Origin of the sequence: Mycobacterium sp. E1747 (assembly GCF_001667775.1) — a bacterium.
GTDB lineage: Bacteria > Actinomycetota > Actinomycetes > Mycobacteriales > Mycobacteriaceae > Mycobacterium.
The window spans coordinates 1-16,062 of record NZ_LZJI01000188.1 but is presented as its reverse complement, the minus strand read 5'-3'; the positions used below and the strand labels follow the sequence as shown (position 1 = coordinate 16,062).

At 68.9% G+C, this 16,062-nt stretch carries 18 protein-coding genes; 6 read left to right on the top strand and 12 right to left on the bottom strand.

The annotated features are described in order from the left end of the window. Positions 1–103: 103 nt before the first annotated feature. The 4 genes from A5695_RS18780 to A5695_RS18765 are packed head-to-tail and all read right to left on the bottom strand — an operon-like array spanning position 104 to position 3,948. Positions 104–853: a phosphoglyceromutase gene (locus A5695_RS18780; protein WP_068085392.1), complete on the bottom strand. Its 750-nt coding sequence runs from the start codon at positions 851–853 to the stop codon at positions 104–106. A 10-nt stretch (positions 854–863) separates the two neighbouring features. Continuing rightward, positions 864–1,370: a YbjN domain-containing protein gene (locus A5695_RS18775; protein ID WP_068085388.1), complete on the bottom strand. Its 507-nt coding sequence runs from the start codon at positions 1,368–1,370 to the stop codon at positions 864–866. Next, a complete protein-coding gene (gene mshA / locus A5695_RS18770; RefSeq protein ID WP_231974898.1) occupies positions 1,367–2,668 on the bottom strand; it encodes a D-inositol-3-phosphate glycosyltransferase in 1,302 nt (433 codons plus the stop codon). Before mshA ends, A5695_RS18775 begins: the two co-directional genes overlap by 4 nt. A gap of 29 nt (positions 2,669–2,697) precedes the next feature. Beyond that, a complete protein-coding gene (locus A5695_RS18765) occupies positions 2,698–3,948 on the bottom strand; it encodes an ROK family transcriptional regulator (RefSeq protein ID WP_231974899.1) in 1,251 nt (416 codons plus the stop codon). A 242-nt stretch (positions 3,949–4,190) separates the two neighbouring features. On the opposite strand from A5695_RS18765, the gene A5695_RS18760 reads away from it, so the two are divergent. After that, positions 4,191–4,940 carry an SDR family NAD(P)-dependent oxidoreductase gene (locus A5695_RS18760; protein WP_068085379.1) on the top strand — a complete coding sequence of 250 codons (750 nt, stop codon included), beginning with the start codon at positions 4,191–4,193 and terminating at the stop codon, positions 4,938–4,940. Here the strand turns inward: A5695_RS18760 and A5695_RS18755 are convergent. Next, complete coding sequence (locus A5695_RS18755; protein ID WP_068085376.1) at positions 4,924–6,270, bottom strand: Ig-like domain-containing protein; 1,347 nt, start codon at positions 6,268–6,270, stop codon at positions 4,924–4,926. The genes A5695_RS18760 and A5695_RS18755 overlap by 17 nt on opposite strands. Positions 6,271–6,330: 60 nt before the next feature. Continuing rightward, positions 6,331–7,428, bottom strand: coding sequence for a UDP-N-acetylmuramate dehydrogenase (locus tag A5695_RS18750; RefSeq protein ID WP_068085374.1), 1,098 nt, complete (start codon positions 7,426–7,428; stop codon positions 6,331–6,333). A gap of 26 nt (positions 7,429–7,454) precedes the next feature. Here A5695_RS18750 and A5695_RS18745 point away from each other — a divergent pair, with 26 nt between their 5' ends. Genes A5695_RS18745 through A5695_RS18735 form a run of 3 tightly spaced genes read left to right on the top strand, consistent with a single transcriptional unit; the run spans position 7,455 to position 9,872 of the window. Next, on the top strand, positions 7,455–7,979 hold the full coding sequence (locus tag A5695_RS18745) for a DUF2505 domain-containing protein (protein WP_068085371.1): 525 nt from the start codon (positions 7,455–7,457) through the stop codon (positions 7,977–7,979). A 25-nt stretch (positions 7,980–8,004) separates the two neighbouring features. Beyond that, complete coding sequence (locus A5695_RS18740) at positions 8,005–8,835, top strand: carbon-nitrogen hydrolase family protein (protein ID WP_068085368.1); 831 nt, start codon at positions 8,005–8,007, stop codon at positions 8,833–8,835. Next, the gene (locus tag A5695_RS18735; protein WP_068085364.1) at positions 8,832–9,872 is read left to right on the top strand and encodes a DUF2993 domain-containing protein; all 1,041 of its coding nucleotides are present in this window, start codon (positions 8,832–8,834) and stop codon (positions 9,870–9,872) included. Before A5695_RS18740 ends, A5695_RS18735 begins: the two co-directional genes overlap by 4 nt. Positions 9,873–10,203: 331 nt before the next feature. On the opposite strand, the gene deoC is transcribed toward A5695_RS18735, so the two are convergent. The 6 genes from deoC to A5695_RS18705 form a co-directional block, all read right to left on the bottom strand. Then, the gene (gene deoC / locus A5695_RS18730; protein ID WP_082946173.1) at positions 10,204–10,881 is read right to left on the bottom strand and encodes a deoxyribose-phosphate aldolase; all 678 of its coding nucleotides are present in this window, start codon (positions 10,879–10,881) and stop codon (positions 10,204–10,206) included. Then, positions 10,881–11,297, bottom strand: coding sequence for a DUF2599 domain-containing protein (locus A5695_RS18725; protein WP_068085360.1), 417 nt, complete (start codon positions 11,295–11,297; stop codon positions 10,881–10,883). Before A5695_RS18725 ends, deoC begins: the two co-directional genes overlap by 1 nt. A gap of 4 nt (positions 11,298–11,301) precedes the next feature. After that, positions 11,302–11,589 (bottom strand): DUF2516 family protein, encoded by a 288-nt coding sequence (locus A5695_RS18720; RefSeq protein WP_067282206.1) that lies wholly within the window; start codon positions 11,587–11,589, stop codon positions 11,302–11,304. A 38-nt stretch (positions 11,590–11,627) separates the two neighbouring features. Next, positions 11,628–12,233, bottom strand: a complete 606-nt coding sequence (locus tag A5695_RS18715) for a heparin-binding hemagglutinin (RefSeq protein ID WP_068085579.1) — start codon at positions 12,231–12,233, stop codon at positions 11,628–11,630. A 146-nt stretch (positions 12,234–12,379) separates the two neighbouring features. Continuing rightward, entirely contained in the window at positions 12,380–12,808 is a 429-nt protein-coding gene (locus A5695_RS18710; RefSeq protein WP_068085577.1) for a helix-turn-helix domain-containing protein, read from the bottom strand. A gap of 84 nt (positions 12,809–12,892) precedes the next feature. Next, complete coding sequence (locus tag A5695_RS18705; RefSeq protein WP_156749736.1) at positions 12,893–14,275, bottom strand: DUF445 domain-containing protein; 1,383 nt, start codon at positions 14,273–14,275, stop codon at positions 12,893–12,895. Positions 14,276–14,408: 133 nt separating this feature from the next. On the opposite strand from A5695_RS18705, the gene A5695_RS18700 reads away from it, so the two are divergent. After that, positions 14,409–15,128 carry a TetR/AcrR family transcriptional regulator gene (locus A5695_RS18700; protein ID WP_068085354.1) on the top strand — a complete coding sequence of 240 codons (720 nt, stop codon included), beginning with the start codon at positions 14,409–14,411 and terminating at the stop codon, positions 15,126–15,128. Between the two features lie 184 nt (positions 15,129–15,312). Further along, the coding region (locus tag A5695_RS18695) for a cyclopropane mycolic acid synthase family methyltransferase (RefSeq protein ID WP_068085353.1) at positions 15,313–16,062 on the top strand (750 nt) is incomplete at its 3' end.

Genomic DNA, 16,062 nt, shown 5'->3' with positions numbered 1-16,062 from the left:
CCAAAATCGGACAAGTCACACATTCCGCTTCAGGTGTTCCACTCCCGTTCACGCGATGTTCGGCAAACTGGCCTGTGAAACTCGCCTGGGCCCGTGGCGCGTTTTACCGGCGCCCCTGGCTGGCAACCGCGGCGGCACCCGCCGCGGCCGCCTCCGGATCGAGGTAGGTGCCGCCCGGGACCGTCGGCCGCAGGTCGGCGTCGAGGTCGTAGCGCAGCGGGATCCCGGTCGGAATGTTCAGCCCGACGACGTCGTCGTCCGACATCTGGTCGAGGTACTTGACCAGAGCCCGCAGCGAGTTACCGTGCGCGACGATCAGCACCGTCTTACCGCTGCGTAGGTCCGGCACGATGACGTCGGTGAAGTACGGCAGAAACCGCAGGACCACGTCGGCCAGGCATTCGGTCAGCGGGCCGCCACCGATGTCGGCGTAGCGGGGGTCGGCGTCCTGGCTGAACGGGCTACCCTTCTCGATCGGCGGCGGCGGCGTGTCGTAGCTGCGCCGCCAGGTCATGAACTGCTCCTCGCCGTAGCGGTCCTTGGTCTCCGCCTTGTTCAGGCCCTGCAGCGCCCCGTAGTGCCGTTCGTTCAGCCGCCAGCTGCGCCGCACCGGGATCCACAACCGGTCGGCGGCGTCCAGGGCCAGGTGCGCCGTGGTGATCGCGCGGCGCAGCAGCGACGTGTAGAGGATGTCGGGCAACAGGTTCTGCTCGGCCAGCAGCCCGCCGCTGCGCACGGCCTCGGCCCGGCCCTTCTCGGTCAGGTCCACGTCGACCCACCCGGTGAACTGGTTGCTTGCGTTCCATTCGCTCTCGCCGTGGCGGAGCAGCACCAACGTGCCGGTATCTCCCATGCCGGTTAGCTTATTCGTCGTCGTCGATCAAATGAGCGAACGCCTGCAGGTTCTTCAGCGACTCGCCGCGAGACACCCGCCACTCCCATTCTTTCTGGATCGACGAGCGAAATCCCAACTCGAGCAGCGTGTTGAAGTCCGCGTCCACCGCCTCGAGCACCTGTCCGAGCACCCGGTCGATCTCGTCGGCGTCCACGGATGCCAGTGACATGCGGCCAACCAGGTAGATGTCGCCGACGTTGTCCAGCGTGTAGGCCACGCCGTAGAGGCGGCGGTTCCGCCTGAGCAGGAAGCGGTAGACCCCCTCGTGGTTCTCGTCGGGCTTTCGGCACACGAACGCCTCGACACGCACCGAGTGCTCGCCGACGCTCAGGATGGTGTTGGTCTTGAGCTTGCGCTCGCCGGGCAGCTCCACCACCAGTCCGGATGAACCGCCGTGCGCGCCATCGTGTTTGGAGTACACGAGACCGCTGGCCTGCAACGCGTCCTCGATCACGCGCTCGACCGTGGCGCTCACGCGCCCACCCCGCGGCGTTCGGCGGTGTACTCGCTGATCGCGCGGCGATAGCTGGCCAGCAGCGCGTCGGTGGTGTTCTCCCAGGAGAACGTGGCCGCGTGCGCGGCGGCGGCCCGGCTCATCGCCGCGGCCTGCGGCGCCGGCAAGCGCAGCATCCGGTCCAGCGCGTCCGCCCACCGATCGACATCGTGGCCGGCTACCAGCGTGCCGGTGATCCCGTCCCGCACGGCAACCGGAAGGCCGCCGACCGCGGCGGCCACCACCGGGGTGCCACACGCTTGGGCCTCGACGGCGACCAGGCCGAACGACTCCGAATAGCTCGGCACCGCGACCAAGCTGGCGGCCTGGAACAGGGTGGCCAGATCGGAGCGGGACTGCGGGGGCAGGAAAGTCACCCGCGCGGTGATGCCGAGTTCATCGGCGAGCTCGTGCAGTCCGCCCGGGGAGGCCAGGCCGCTGCCCGAAGGGCCGCCGGCGACCACGATGCGCACGCCCGGCAATCGCGCGGCGGCGCGCAGCACGATGTCGGGCGCCTTCAGCGGCTGGATGCGCCCCACGAATGCCACCACGTCCTCGTCGAGCGGCAACCCCAGTGCGGCCTTGGCCGCGCCGCGATCACCAGGGCGAAACACCTCGAGATCCACGCCGGGGTGGACCACGTCGATGCGGCCCGGGTCGGCGCGGTGGATCGAAATCAATTGCCTGGCTTCGTCGTCGGTGTTGACGATCAGCCGGTCGGCCTCGTCGACCACCTGCTGTTCGCCGACCGTGCGCAGCCGCGGCTCGGGCGCGTCACCCGCGGCCAGCGCCGCATTCTTGACCGCTGCGAGCGTGTGCGCGGTGTGCACCAGCGGCACCGCCCAGCGGTCGCGGGCCAACCACCCGACCTGTCCGGAGAGCCAATAGTGCGAATGCACGATGTCGTAGTAGCCCGGCTCGTGCGAGGCTTCCGCGCGCAGCACCCCGGCGGCGAACGCGCACAACTGGGTGGGCAGGTCGTACTTATCGAGACCCTCGAACGGCCCCGCCACCACGTTGCGCACCAGCACGCCGGGCGCCACCCGTGCGACCGGCGGGTCCGCGGACGCGGTAGCCCGCGTGAAGATCTCCACCTCGATGCCGCGGCGCGCCAGGTGCAACGCGGTCTGCAACACGTAGACGTTCATCCCCCCGGCGTCGCCGGTGCCCGGCTGCGCCAGGGGCGAGGTGTGCACCGCCAACACGGCGACGCGGCGCGGTTTCAGCCGAAAGACGTCGTCGTGCCACACACTTTCATCTTTACAGAACGCTCGACCCACGAGCCCAACGCCCCGGATACGGCTTCGCGTTAAGCGGAAGACTCGTCGGCGGTCACGTCGCGCAGCCGCGGCCCCAGCGCGCCCGCGCGGCGCATCGCACCGAGCGGGTCGGCGTACAGCCCGCCCAGCGACACGGTACCCGCGCCGGCCTCCTGCACCCGGTTGCCGAAGACGGTGACGCGGATGTCGCGTGCCGGCAACACCGAGTGCTCGGCGAACGCCGCCTCGACGTGCTCCATGCCCTCGGGATACTCGGTGAAGGCCTGACCGCCGACCACCAGTTCGTCGGGGTTGAGCATGTCGCGCAGCAATGCCACCGCCTGCCCGAGGACCCGGCCCCGCTCGTTGAGCAGCTCTTTGGCCTGCTCGTTGCCGCCGCGGGCCAGCCGCAGCAGGTCGTTGATGCCGGCGGCCGACGTGTTCGGGCGGCCCGCGGGCGCGAACGGCAGGATCCGCAGCCGGCGGGCGGCGGCCAGGACCGCCTCGTCGCTGACGGTGGATTCCAGCTGGCCGGTGCCGCCGAGCAACTCGGAGTGGGCGGGCAGGGCGGCGATGGTGCCCGGGCCGCTGGCGGGGCAGTGCACCCGTCCGCCGATCACCAGCGCGTAGCCCACGGTCTCGCGGGCGTACACGTAGAGGCTGGTGGGCGAGCTGGGCAGGAATCGCCGCATGCCGAGCAGCAGCTCGGCCCCGGCCATCGCGTCGACGTGCGAGGCCACCGACACGGGCAAGGCCAGCGCGTCGGCCAACACGGGGCCCACGGGCGCCTGCCGCCACCCGAGCCGCGGATGGTCGACGTGACCGGTCGCGCTGTCCACGGTCCCACCGATTGCGACGCCGACCCACAGCGGGCGCCGCCGATGCCAGCGCTGCAGATAGCGGGCGGCGCTTTCGGCCAGCGTCGCCAGGGCCGGCCCGGCGGGGCTGAGCGGTGTCGGCGTCTCGACGGTGTCGAGCGTGCGGCCGAACAGGTCGGTGGCGACGATGCTGGTGGTGCGGGCCCCAATGTGGATGCCCAGCGTCACGAACGGTTCGTGGTTGACCTCGACCGGCACGCGGGGGCGGCCGATCGCGCCGGAGACGGCCAGGTCGGCGCGTTCCCGCAGCAAACCGGCCTCGAGCAGGGCGATGACCTGGCGGTTGACCGTCGCGATGCTCAGTGAGGTGACGCCGGCGATGACGTCACGGCCGACGGGGCCGCGCAAGCGGACGGCCCGGAACACCGACGCTGCCGCCGAGTCGGCGATGTGCAGGGCCGGCGGCACGATCTGGCGGCGCACCGACCGATGGCCCCGATAGGTGGCACGGGTGGGCGAATGATGAGTCTGGGTGAGGGTATTAGAGCGCACGAGCGTCCTTTGTCCGAGTCCTTGTTGGCCGTCACTGGCCACACCTGAAAGTCAGGAGCGGCAAAGTGCGCGACAACAGCACGCACCCGCCGCGCAAAGACACGCGGTGGTGGTGCTGGACAGGGCGCTGAGGTGCACACCGAAAATTTAGCACGTTCACTAAGGTTGTCTCGATGGCTGGAAATGTCGGGAATGAACGCGTCGCCGTGGTCACCGGCGCGAGCTCGGGAATCGGCGAGGCGACGGCCCAGACCCTTGCTGCGCAGGGCTTTCACGTGGTCGCGGTCGCGCGCCGGGCCGACCGCATCAATGCCCTCGCGAGGGAGATCGGCGGAACCGCCATTGTGGCCGATGTCACAGACGACGCGGCGGTCGCGGCGCTCGCCGACGAGCTGAGCCGGGTCGACGTGCTGGTCAACAACGCCGGCGGCGCCCGCGGCCTGGCGCCGGTCGTCGACGCCGACTTCGAGCACTGGCGGTGGATGTGGGAGACCAACGTGATGGGCACGCTGCGGGTCACCCGCGCGCTGCTGCCCAAGCTCATCGACTCCGGTGACGGCCTGATTGTCACGGTGACTTCGGTTGCCGCACTTGAGGTTTACGACGGGGGCGCCGGCTACACGGCGGCCAAACACGCCCAGGGGGCGCTGCACCGCACGCTGCGCGGCGAGCTGCTGGGCAAGCCGGTGCGGCTCACCGAGATCGCGCCGGGCGCGGTCGAGACCGAGTTTTCGCTGGTCCGTTTCGACGGCGATCGGCAACGCGCCGATGCCGTCTACACCGGCCTCACGCCATTGGTGGCGGCCGATGTCGCCGAGGTGATCGGTTTCGTGGCCTCGCGGCCGCCGCACGTCGACCTCGACCTGATCGTCATGAAGCCGCGCGACCAGGCGTCGGCCAGCCGCTTTAACCGCCGGGGTTAGCCCCGGGGCTGGACGAGGTGGTGGTGGTGGTGGTCGTCGTCGTCGGCGTCCCCGACAGGCTCGGGGCGGTCGACGGCGTCACCGGCGCGGTCACCGGGATCTGGGTGGAGGGCGGGCGTGCGGTGGGCGGCGGCAGCGCCGACATCGCCACCCAGGTATCCCAATCCACGGCCCAGTCCCAGAGGTCGCCATCGGAGTAGGACAGCTGGATCGAGCTGCCGGTCACCTCGACCGGGTCGCCGTACATCGCCGACTCGTAGTACTGCTCCGCGTCGCCGGTCGACAGGTTGATGCAACCGTTGGTGACGTTGGTGTTGCCCTGCGCGCCCGCACTCATCGGATTGGCATGGATGAACTCGCCGTTGTTGGAGATCCGCACCGCCCAGCGCTCGTGAACGTGGCTGTAGCCGGCGGCGGGGTTGGACATGTAGAAGTCCGCGTACTTCTCGGTGACCACGTGGATGCCGTTGCGGGTGACGTTGCGCGCTTTGTCGGCCTCGCCGTAGCTGCACGGAAAGTCCATGATCACGCCTTCGTCCCTGACCACCTGGATGCGGTGCGAGGAGACCTCGGCCTTGACCACCTGTCGGCGGCCGATCTGGATGTTCAGCGAGATGTCCTCGGCGCCGTAGGCGCTGTCTCCGAACGGGAGCCCGTACAGCTTGGCGTCGACGTTGACGGTGGTGCCGGCGGGGTAGTACTCGCGGGTGCGGTAGTGCACGCGGGCGCCCGCCGCCTCGTCCGGCAGCCAGGCCCAGCTGCCCTCGACGGGCGGATTGGTCGTGACCGTCAGCGCCTTCTCGACGGCGGCCTTGTCGGTGATCGGGGCGTCGAACTGGATGATGATCGGGGCGGCGACCCCGACGGTCTGCCCGTCGGCCAGCTGGAACGCCCCACTGATCTTCTTGTTGGGCGACACCGTGGTGAATTTGCCCGTGACCGGGATTGCCTTGCCGTCATGCCCGACGGCCGAGCCGCTCCATGTGTAGGTCGCGTCGTAGCCCAGCGGCTCGGTGGTCCTGTAGACGGTCCGGTCGGAGTTGAACTTGCCCGCCACGGCCTTGCCCGCAGAATTCGTCAGCGCCACGTGCTGGAACCAGCCGTCGCTGATCTCGACGCTGATCGGCGCGACCGGCGCCACGTTCTCGGTCGCGTCGGCCGGTGAGAATTTCAGCTTCGGCGCGGGATGCTCCTTCTTCTCGGCCTGCTTGGCCGACGGGCCACCGCACGCGGCCAAGACGCCGGGGGCGAACACCCCCAGTCCGAGGGTCGCCAAAGCCACGCGCCGGTTGATCGGCTGCGGGTCGCGCGACGTGCTCACGAAAGTCAAAGATACCGGGCAAAATCCACCGACCCCGCCGCGACAATTCGGGCGTCGAGGGATGCGGAGCTACAGCCTGCAGCCGAGCAGAACCGGCTCCGGCCTCAATGTGACACCAAACACATCGCGCACCCCGTCGCGGATGACGCGGGCCAGCGCGATCACCTCTTCGGTGGTGGCGCCACCGCGGTTGGTCAGCGCCAGCGCGTGCTTGGTGGACAGCCGGCATCGGGCCGCCGGATCGTCCGGATAGCCCTTGGCGAAGCCGGCCCGCTCCACCAGCCAGCCGGCAGCCAGCTTGACGCCGTCGGGGGCCGGGTAGTGCGGGACCGGGCCGTCGACGGCCGCCGCAAGCCGGTCGTACACCTCGGGTGCGACCACCGGGTTGGTGAAGAAAGAACCCACGCTCCAGGTGTCGTGGTCGTCCGGGTTGAGCACCATCCCTTTGCGGCCCCGCAGCCTGAGCACCGCCCCGCGGACCGTGCGCGGGTCGGCCCGCTCGCCACCGCTCACCCGCAGGGCGGCCGCCAGCTCGCCGTAGCGCAACGGCGCGCTGCGGCCCGACGCGTCCAGTGCGAACTCGACTTCCAGTACCACCCAAGGGATTTCGGGGCCGGCCTGTTTCAACACGCTGGTGCGATAACCGAACCCGAGCTCGCCGCCCGGCACCCATCGCACCTCCCCACTGGAGCGGTCCAGGATCTTGACTCGGGTGATGGTGTCGGAGACCTCGGCACCGTAGGCCCCGACGTTTTGCACCGGGGTGGCCCCGGCCGAGCCGGGGATTCCGGACAGGCATTCCAGCCCACCCAGACCGTGCTCGATGGCGGCGACCACCACGTCGTCCCACACCGCGCCCGCCTCCGCGCGGACCAGGGTGTCGTCGATCGTGATGCCGCTGTTGGCCAGCCGCACCGCGGTCAGGTCGGCGCACGTGTCGGCGATCACCAGGTTGGAGCCGCCGGCGAACACCAACACCGGGGAACGCTCTGCCCCAGGGCTTTCGGCGTCCAGCTCGCGCATTACGGCGACCACCTGCTCCGTGCTGGTGCAGGTGATCAGGCGGCGCGCCACCGGCCCGACCCGCAACGTCGTCAGCGGCGCGAGCGACACCGCTTCGGCGACTTGCGCACCGGCGAACGTCGGACCGGCATCGCTGGATTTCATGGCCCGTAACGGTAGCCTCACCTGCTATGCCGCGTTCATTCGACTTGTCGGCCGACTACGACGGCAGCGTTGAAGAGGTTCACCGGGCGTTCACCGACGAGACCTATTGGCGGGCACGGCTGGCCGGATCCGGTGTTGACGTCGCCACGCTGGAATCGATGCGGGTCGGGGGCGAAACCGGGGATGACGACACCGTCGAGGTCGTCACCGTGCAGGTGATCCACAGCCACAAGCTGCCCGGGATGGTCACGCAGCTGCACGCCGGCGATCTGCGGATCCGGCGCGAGGAAGTATGGGGACCGGTCGCCGACGGCACCGCGCAGGGCACCGTCGTCGGCGCGATCCTGGACGCCCCGGTCAACCTCACCGGCACCGCGGCGCTGCTGCCGATCACCGAGACGGGCGGCGCCCGGCTGACGTTCAGGGCCACCGTCCAGGTGCGCGTCCCGATCATCGGCGGGAAGTTGGAGAACATCATCGGCAACCAATTGGCCGAGCTGGTGGCGGCGGAGCAGCGGTTCACCACGGAGTGGATCGCCAGAACGGGGTGAGCGCTCCGAGCCTAAGCTGGCGCCCATGCGTATCGCGTTGGCCCAAATCCTCAGCGGGACCGATCCGGCAGCCAACTTGGGCCTGGTGCGCGAGTACAGCGTGCAGGCCGCCGACGCGGGTGCGAAGTTGGTGGTGTTCCCGGAGGCGACGATGTGCCGGTTCGGCGTTCCGCTGGCGCCCGTCGCCGAGCCGGTCGACGGTCCGTGGGCGACAGGTGTGCGGCGGATCGCGGCCGACTGCGGTATCACGGTGATCGCCGGCATGTTCACCCCGGCCGGGGACGGCCGGGTGAAGAACACGCTGATCGCAGCCGGCCCGGGCAGCCCCAATGCCCCGGACGCGCACTACGACAAGATCCACCTCTACGACGCCTTCGGTTTCGCCGAGTCCCGCACGGTCGCGCCCGGCCACGAGCCGGTGGTGATCACGGTCGCCGGCGTCCGGGTGGGGTTGAGCGTCTGCTACGACGTCCGCTTCCCGGCGCTGTACACCGAGCTGGCCCGCCGCGGCGCCCAGCTGATCGCCGTGTGCGCGTCGTGGGGCGCGGGGCCCGGCAAGCTCGATCAGTGGACGCTCCTGGCACGGGCCCGCGCCCTGGACTCGATGAGTTACGTCGCCGCGGCCGGCCAGGCCGACCCGGGCGCCCCGTTGACCGGGTCGGGCGCGCCCACCGGGGTAGGCGGCAGCCTGGTGGCCTCCCCGTTCGGCGAAGTCGTCGCGTCGGCTGGGCCCGGGCCGCAGTTGGTGGTGACCGACATCGACGTCGACCGGGTCGCCAAGGCCCGCGAGAGCATCGCGGTGCTGCGTAACCACTCAGATTTCGCTCAGCTCGATAGGGCAGAATCAGTCGGGTGACGCACCCACAAGGACCGCCGAACCAGGACCCTTCGACGTGGGGCCGTCCCGGGAACCAAGGCCCGTTCGGCCAGCCCCCCACCGAGCGGCCGACCGAGCGGATCAACACCGGTGGTCCGGCCCCCGCGCCGCCGCCGGCCGCCGGTCCGCCGCCGGGTCAGACCGAACGGATCGCCACGCCGCCGCCGAACATGCAGCGGCCCGACTACGCGCCGCCGCCTCCGCCCACCCCGCCCGCGGGGCCGACGGAGAAGCTGCCCACTCCGGGCGAGGAACCGGCGCAGGGCAAGAAGAAGCGTCGCTTCCTGCGCGACCCGCTCTCGGTGGTGCTCGTCTGCATCATCGTGGTCTGCCTGGTGATCGCCGGCCTGGTCGGGGGCGAGCTGTACGTCCGCCACGTCGCCAACAGCAAGGTCGCCGAGGCGGTGGCCTGCGAGGTCAAGGACCAGGCCACCGCGTCGTTCGGGGTGGCGCCGCTGATGCTGTGGCAGCAGCTCACCAAGCACTACACCAACATCTCGGTGTCGACCGCGGGCAACCAGGTCCGCGACGCCAAGGGCATGAAGATCGACATCAACATCCGCGATGTCCGGCTCAATGACACGCAGGACTCCAAGGGCACGATCGGGTCACTCGACGCGACCGTCACCTGGACGTCCGACGGCATCAAGGAGTCGGTCCAGAACGCGATTCCCGTGCTGGGACCCTTCGTCACCAACACGGTGATCACCCACCCCGCCGACGGGACCATCGAGCTCAAGGGCATGTTGGACAACCTGATCACCAAGCCGGTGGTGTCGGGGACCGGCCTGCAGCTGCAGATCGTCAGCTTCAACGCGCTCGGCTTCACAATGCCCAAGGAGTCGGTGCAGTCGACCCTGGACGACTTCACCTCGCAGTTCACCAAGAACTACCCCCTGGGCATCCACGCGGACAGCGTGCAGGTCACCAATGACGGTGTGACGAGCCACTTCTCGACGCGGAACGCGAGCATCCCCACCGGCGACAACAACGACCCCTGCTTCGCGAACCTCTGACGGCGCTTCAGCCGTCCGGTAACGATGCGCGCCGGCACGGCGCGAGGAGGCGCCGGACAATTCAGCCGTCCGGTAACGATGCGCGCCGGCACGGCGCGAGGAGGCGCCGGACAATTCAGCCGTCCGGTAACGATGCGCGCCGGCACGGCGCGAGGAGGCGCCGGACAATTCAGCCGTCCGGTAACGATGCGCGCCGGCACGGCGCGAGGAGGCGCCGGACAATTCAGCCGTCCGGTAACGATGCGCGCCGGCACGGCGCGAGGAGGCGCCGGACAATTCAGCCGTCCGGTAACGATGCGCGCCGGCACGGCGCGAGGAGGCGCCGGACAATTCAGCCGAGCCCGTCGAGCACCGCCCGGGTGCCCGACAGGCCGAGCCGGGTGGCGCCGGCGTCTAGCATCGCAAGCGCGTCCGAGGCGGCGCGGATTCCACCGCTGGCCTTGACGCCCAACCGGCCGCCGACGGTCTGGCTCATCACCGTGACCGCGCGCACCGAGGCGCCGCCCGCGGGATGGAAACCGGTCGAGGTCTTGACGAAGTCGGCGCCGGCGTCCTCGGCCGCGCGACACACCTGCACGAGCGTGCTCTCGTCGGTCCCCGAGAGCAGGACCGCCGACTCCAGGATCACCTTGAGCACGGCGCCCGGGACGGCGGCGCGCACGGCCGCGATGTCGGCCCGCACCGCGTCGATGTCGCCGGCCAGCGCGGCCCCGATGTCGATGACCATGTCCACCTCGGCGGCGCCGGCTGCCGCCGCTTCTTCGGCCTCGTGCGCCTTGACGGCCGAAATGTGCTTGCCCGACGGGAAACCCGCGACGCTGGCCACCCGAAGGCCTCCGCCGGCTCGGACGGCGACCGGGACCATCGACGGCGACACACACACCGCATAGACGCCCAGCTCGGCGGCCTCGGCGACGAGCGCGGCCACGTCGGCCTCGGTGGCCTCCGGCTTGAGCAGGGTGTGGTCGACCATGGCGGCCAGTTGCGCCCGGGTGGGTTTGCTCGCCACTAGAACCTTTCCTCCGGGCCGCCGGGATTGCACCCGGACGCCACCATCTCGGCGTCGTCGACGACCGGGCGCCACGGCTCCAGGTTCCAGCTGGTCTTGTCGGGCTCGGCCACTTCGGCGAACTGCCAGTGACAGACGAACTGCGCGCGCATGCCTGGGGTGTCCGCGTCCGGCGAGAGCGCCAACACCTCACCCCACGCCTCGTCGGCGAGCGCGACGTTTCCCGCCTGCCCGGCGGCGGCCACGCGCCCCGAAGGTGTCGGGAAGACGCGCAGGCTGCTCAGGCCGTGCCACTGCCCCCACTCGGTGTGGTCGATGAACGGCGGGGACGCCGTGACCGGTCCGGCCGTCGCGGTACCCGCCGGGGCCCAAAGCGCGAGCAGCACCGCGGTGGGCGGCGTCAGCAGCGCCTTCATCCGGCTAGCGCGACTTACCTTGGATTTCCAGAAGTTTCGGCCGCACGTCGACGAGATAGACACCGGCCGCGCACGCGGCGATCGCCATCCCGAGTACCCCGAAAACAAAACTCAGGATGGATGTCAGCGCGACAGCCAGTCCGAGGATCACCAGCCACACCGGCTTGGTCAGCTTTTCCGCCGCCGTGTACGCGTCGGGCCGCTGCAGCGCGGCGTGCACGAACGCGTACACCGCCGTGACCAAGACGGCGATCTGCAAGACCAACATGACGGTTCCCACGAGGTGGCTCACGCCATAAGCGTATGCGGGCGCCGTCGAAAACGTCGACCTTACTTCTGGGTGACCTTCTTGGCGGACGCCTTCTTGGCCGGAGCCTTCTTGGCCGGGGCCTTCTTGGCGGGCGCCTTCTTCGCGACGGCCTTCTGGGCCTTCTTGGCCGTCTCGTCAGACTTCTTGGGCAGCTCGATGCCGACCAGCTTGGCCGCCCGCTCACCGACCGCGCGGGTCTGCGAGGCCACGGTGCCCAGCGCTTCCTGCGTCAACTCGACGGCCTGGTCCACGTAGCCCTCGGCGCGCGCGGAGGCGTCGTCCAGGCCCGTCTGGCTGCGCAGCCGCTGCAGGGCGGCCTCGCCCCGCTCGACCAGCTCGTTGTAGCGGTTGGTCGCCGCGTCCAGGTAGCCCTCGGCCGCCTTGCGGAGCTCCTCGCTGGTGAACCGCTCCCGCAGCTCGCCGATCTGCTCGGGCAGGTCTTCCTGCAATTTGGTCAGGCGAGCGCGGCTCTCCTCCACCCGGGTGCGGGTGTCGGCGCGCGTCCCTTCGGCGCGATCACGCAGGTTGGCGATCAGCTCGTTGACCGTCGCCAAGGCCAGGTCGGCCGCGCCGAGGGCCGCGAGCAGCGGGGCCCGCAGATCTTCGATGTTGGTGTTGTCCGCCATGATGATTCCTTTCATATCGGCGTTCTTGGGGTGTGTGTTGGGCAAGCGAGGCGCACCCCTCCTGCTCCGCTGGCGCCGACGGATCATCGCTCCTGGGTAACCCGCGCGGCCGGTGGTCTATGCATACCGGCCGGAACGGGGCGAGCTCATTCGTCGCCGCTGGATTCGGTGGAACACTCCTCGTCGCTTGGTTCACTTATTTCGTTTTGCTGGGTGAACGATGTGTAGACGTCGAGCAGAACCTGCTTTTGGCGCTCGGTGATTGCGGTGTCGGTGATGATGGCGTCGCGCACCTGGCTTTTGTCGCTCGGCTCCAAAATCCCGGCCCGCACGTAGAGAACCTCGGCGGATACCCGCAAGGCCTTCGCGATTTGATTGAGCACGTCGGCGGACGGCTTGCGCAAGCCACGCTCCACCTGGCTCAGATACGGATTGCTGACCCCGGATTTTTCGGCGAGTTGGCGCACCGAGACCTGTGCGAGCTCGCGCTGGCTGCGGATGAAGCTGCCAATGTCCGAGGCCATGTCGGAGGCGGCGTTGGACACCTTCGCGGAGAGCTTCTCCTCGGGTGCCATGGCGTGCTCCTGGGTCCGATGGTCGATGGTGACGGACATCAGACTACTACAAGTGCTTGCTATTGCAAGCACTTGTTAGCACTACTAGAAAAGTGTCTGCGCGACCGCATAGATCACCAGTCCCGCCAGGGAGCCGACCACCGTCCCATTGATCCGGATGAACTGCAGGTCACGGCCCACGTGTAGCTCGATGCGCCGGCTGGCCTCCTCGGCGTCCCACCGCTCGATGGTGTCGGTGATGATCGCTGTGATCTCGACCCCGTACTGGGAAACCAGGTGCTGGGCCGCGCGCACGAGCCAGTTGTCCACCTTGTCGCGCAGCTCGGCGTCGTCGCGCAGCGACTCCCCGATGCGGACCACCGTGTCGGCGATCCGGGTGCGCAGCGCGCTCGACGGGTCGTCCACGCCCTCGAGCACCAGCCGCTTCAGCGTCTTCCAGGCCGTCGCCGCCGCGTTGGCGATCTCGTCGCGCGCCATCAGCTGCTCCTTGATCGCATCGGCGCGCGCGATGGTGTCCGCGTCGTGTTGCAGGTCGTCGGCGAATTCGAACAGGAACCGGGTCGCCGACCGGCGCAGCTCGTGATCGGGATTGCGGCGCACCTTGTCGGTGAAATCCATCAGCTCGCGGTGGATGCGGTCGCCCACCAGGTGGTCGACGAACCGCGGCGACCACGTCGGCGAATCACGCTCGACCACCCGTTGGATCACCTCGCCGGCATTCAGCGACCACTGAAAGGCCCGGTCGGCCAGCAGCTGGATCAGCGCCTCCTGACGGTTCTCGGCCAGCAGCGTCGCCAGGACCCGCCCGACCGGCGGCCCCCATTGCGGCTCGGCGATGCGCCGCACGATCATCCGGTCGATCACCTGCTGCACGTCCTCGTCGCGCAGCAGCTCGACCAGCACCCGCAGCACGGTGGCCGTCTCGCCGGCCACGCGCTCGGCGTGCGAGGCCTCCGACATCCACTTGCCGAGCCGTCCGGGCACCTCGGCGTCGCGCAGCTTGGTCTCCACCACCGGGGGAGACAGGAAGTTCTCCCGCACGAAGGTGCCCAGCCCCTCGCCGAGCTGATCCTTCTTGCGCTTGATGATCGCGGTGTGCGGGATCGGGATGCCCAGCGGATGCCGGAACAACGCCGTCACGGCGAACCAGTCGGCCAGGGCCCCCACCATCCCGGCCTCGGCCGCGGCGCCGAGATAGCCGACCCAGGCGCCCAGGTGGGCGTGGGCCTGGGCCCAGCGGCAGCCGAGGAACAGGCCGGTGGCGCCGATCAGGAAGCTCAGCGCCACCGCCTTCATCCGGCGCAGCGCCACGCGGCGCTCGGCGTCGGCCTGCGGGTCGGCGCCCGCGAAGGATTCGGCGAGCGACGGGTGCGGGCGCTCGGTTTCGCTCAACGGGGACGTCGGGACCGGGCCCGCCGCGCGGGGGCCCGGCGCTTCGCCTCGGGGCGAGGCTCTGTGTACCACCACTCCATCATTCATCGTCGCGGGCGTTTGGTGTGACCGCACTGTTCACAAGCCCGCACGGGCGCGCGGTCAGCGTTCGAAACGGGGCCGCACGCCGTAGTATCGAGGTCGTCTAGTGAATGGGAAATCGGCGACAGTGGCAGAGCGAACGTTGGCGGTGGCGACCAAGACGGATGGTCGCAAGCGGCGCTGGCACCAGCACAAGGTGGAGCGCCGCAACGAGTTGGTAGACGGCACGATCGAAGCGATCCGGCGGCACGGCGGCACCTTGAGCATGGATGACATCGCCGCGGATATCGGTGTATCCAAGACGGTGCTGTATCGCTACTTCGTCGACAAGAACGACCTGACGACCGCCGTCATGATGCGGTTCACCCAAACCACCCTGATTCCCAACCTGGCCGCGGCGCTGACGTCCAATCTGGATGGCTTCGACCTGACCCGCGAGGTCATCCGGGTGTATGTCGAAACGGTCGCGAACGAACCCGAGCCGTACCGCTTCGTGATGTCGAACAGCTCGGCCAGCAAGAGCAAGGTGATCGCCGACTCAGAGCGGATAATCGCCCGCATGCTCGCGGTGCTGATGCGCCGCCGCATGCAGCAGGCGGGCATGGACACCGGCGGGGCCGAGCCGTGGGCCTACCTGATCGTCGGCGGCGTCCAGCTGGCTACGCACTCCTGGATGTCTTTCCCACGCATGAGCCGCGACGAGCTGATCGACTACCTGACGATGCTGAGCTGGAACGCGTTGAAGGGCATCGTCGAGGTCGGCGGATCGCTGGAAAAGTTCCGCGAAGAGCCCCACCCGTCGCCGATCGTTCCGCCCCGCCGGCAGCAGGACCGGTCCCCGCGGTAGGGGCGATACCGCGTGGCGGGCCTCATTTTGTCAATTCATCCCGGTTCGTGTGACGCTATGAGCCCCTAGTGAATGACGCGCATCGCCGCAGCGACTAGCATGCAGGGGGCGCTTCGGGGGCGACGCACATGCGCCGCACGGGCCGGTCATCCCCGCCTCCGCGTAACGAAAGGCTCTTCTCGACATGTCTGTGCAGCTCACGCCGCATTTTGGAAACGTGCAAGCCCACTACGACTTGTCCGATGACTTCTTCCGGCTGTTCCTCGACCCTACCCAGACGTACAGCTGCGCCTACTTCGAGCGCGACGACATGACCCTGGAAGAGGCGCAGCTCGCCAAGATCGACCTGGCGCTGGGCAAGCTGAAGCTGGAACCGGGTATGACGCTGCTGGACATCGGCTGCGGCTGGGGCGCGACCATGCGCCGGGCCATCGAGAAGTACGACGTGAACGTCATCGGGATCACGCTGAGTCGCAACCAGTTTGCCTACAGCAAGGCCAAAATGGCCGCCATCCCCACCGAGCGCAGCGTCGAAGTGCGGCTGCAGGGCTGGGAGGAGTTCGAAGACAAGGTCGACCGGATCGTCAGCATTGGCGCCTTCGAGGCGTTCAAGGCCGACCGGTGGCCGGCGTTTTTTGAACGCGCCCACCACATCCTGCCCGATGACGGTCGGATGCTGTTGCACACCATTTTGACCTATCAATGGCAGCAGATGCCCGCACTCGGCATCAAGCTGACGATGAACGATGTGAAATTCGCGCGATTCATCGGCACCGAGATTTTTCCGGGTGGCCAGCTGCCGACCCAGGAAGATATTTTCAAATTCGCTGAGCCCGCCGGATTCTCGGTCGAAAAGGTCCAATTACTGCGTGAGCACTACGAGCGGACTCTCAATATTTGGGCGGAAAATCTAGAGGCCAATAAGGAAGCGGCC

What these genes read in the sequence shown, in the direction of transcription:
- A5695_RS18710 (WP_068085577.1), bottom strand. Translation starts at nt 12,808, where the DNA reads ATGGCACCCGAGGAGAAGCTCTCCGCGAAGGTGTCCAACGCCGCCTCC.
- A5695_RS18725 (WP_068085360.1), bottom strand. Translation starts at nt 11,297, where the DNA reads ATGAAGGCGCTGCTGACGCCGCCCACCGCGGTGCTGCTCGCGCTTTGG.
- A5695_RS18750 (WP_068085374.1), bottom strand. Translation starts at nt 7,428, where the DNA reads ATGAAATCCAGCGATGCCGGTCCGACGTTCGCCGGTGCGCAAGTCGCC.
- A5695_RS18745 (WP_068085371.1), top strand. Translation starts at nt 7,455, where the DNA reads ATGCCGCGTTCATTCGACTTGTCGGCCGACTACGACGGCAGCGTTGAA.
- A5695_RS18715 (WP_068085579.1), bottom strand. Translation starts at nt 12,233, where the DNA reads ATGGCGGACAACACCAACATCGAAGATCTGCGGGCCCCGCTGCTCGCG.
- A5695_RS18780 (WP_068085392.1), bottom strand. Translation starts at nt 853, where the DNA reads ATGGGAGATACCGGCACGTTGGTGCTGCTCCGCCACGGCGAGAGCGAA.
- A5695_RS18740 (WP_068085368.1), top strand. Translation starts at nt 8,005, where the DNA reads ATGCGTATCGCGTTGGCCCAAATCCTCAGCGGGACCGATCCGGCAGCC.
- A5695_RS18760 (WP_068085379.1), top strand. Translation starts at nt 4,191, where the DNA reads ATGGCTGGAAATGTCGGGAATGAACGCGTCGCCGTGGTCACCGGCGCG.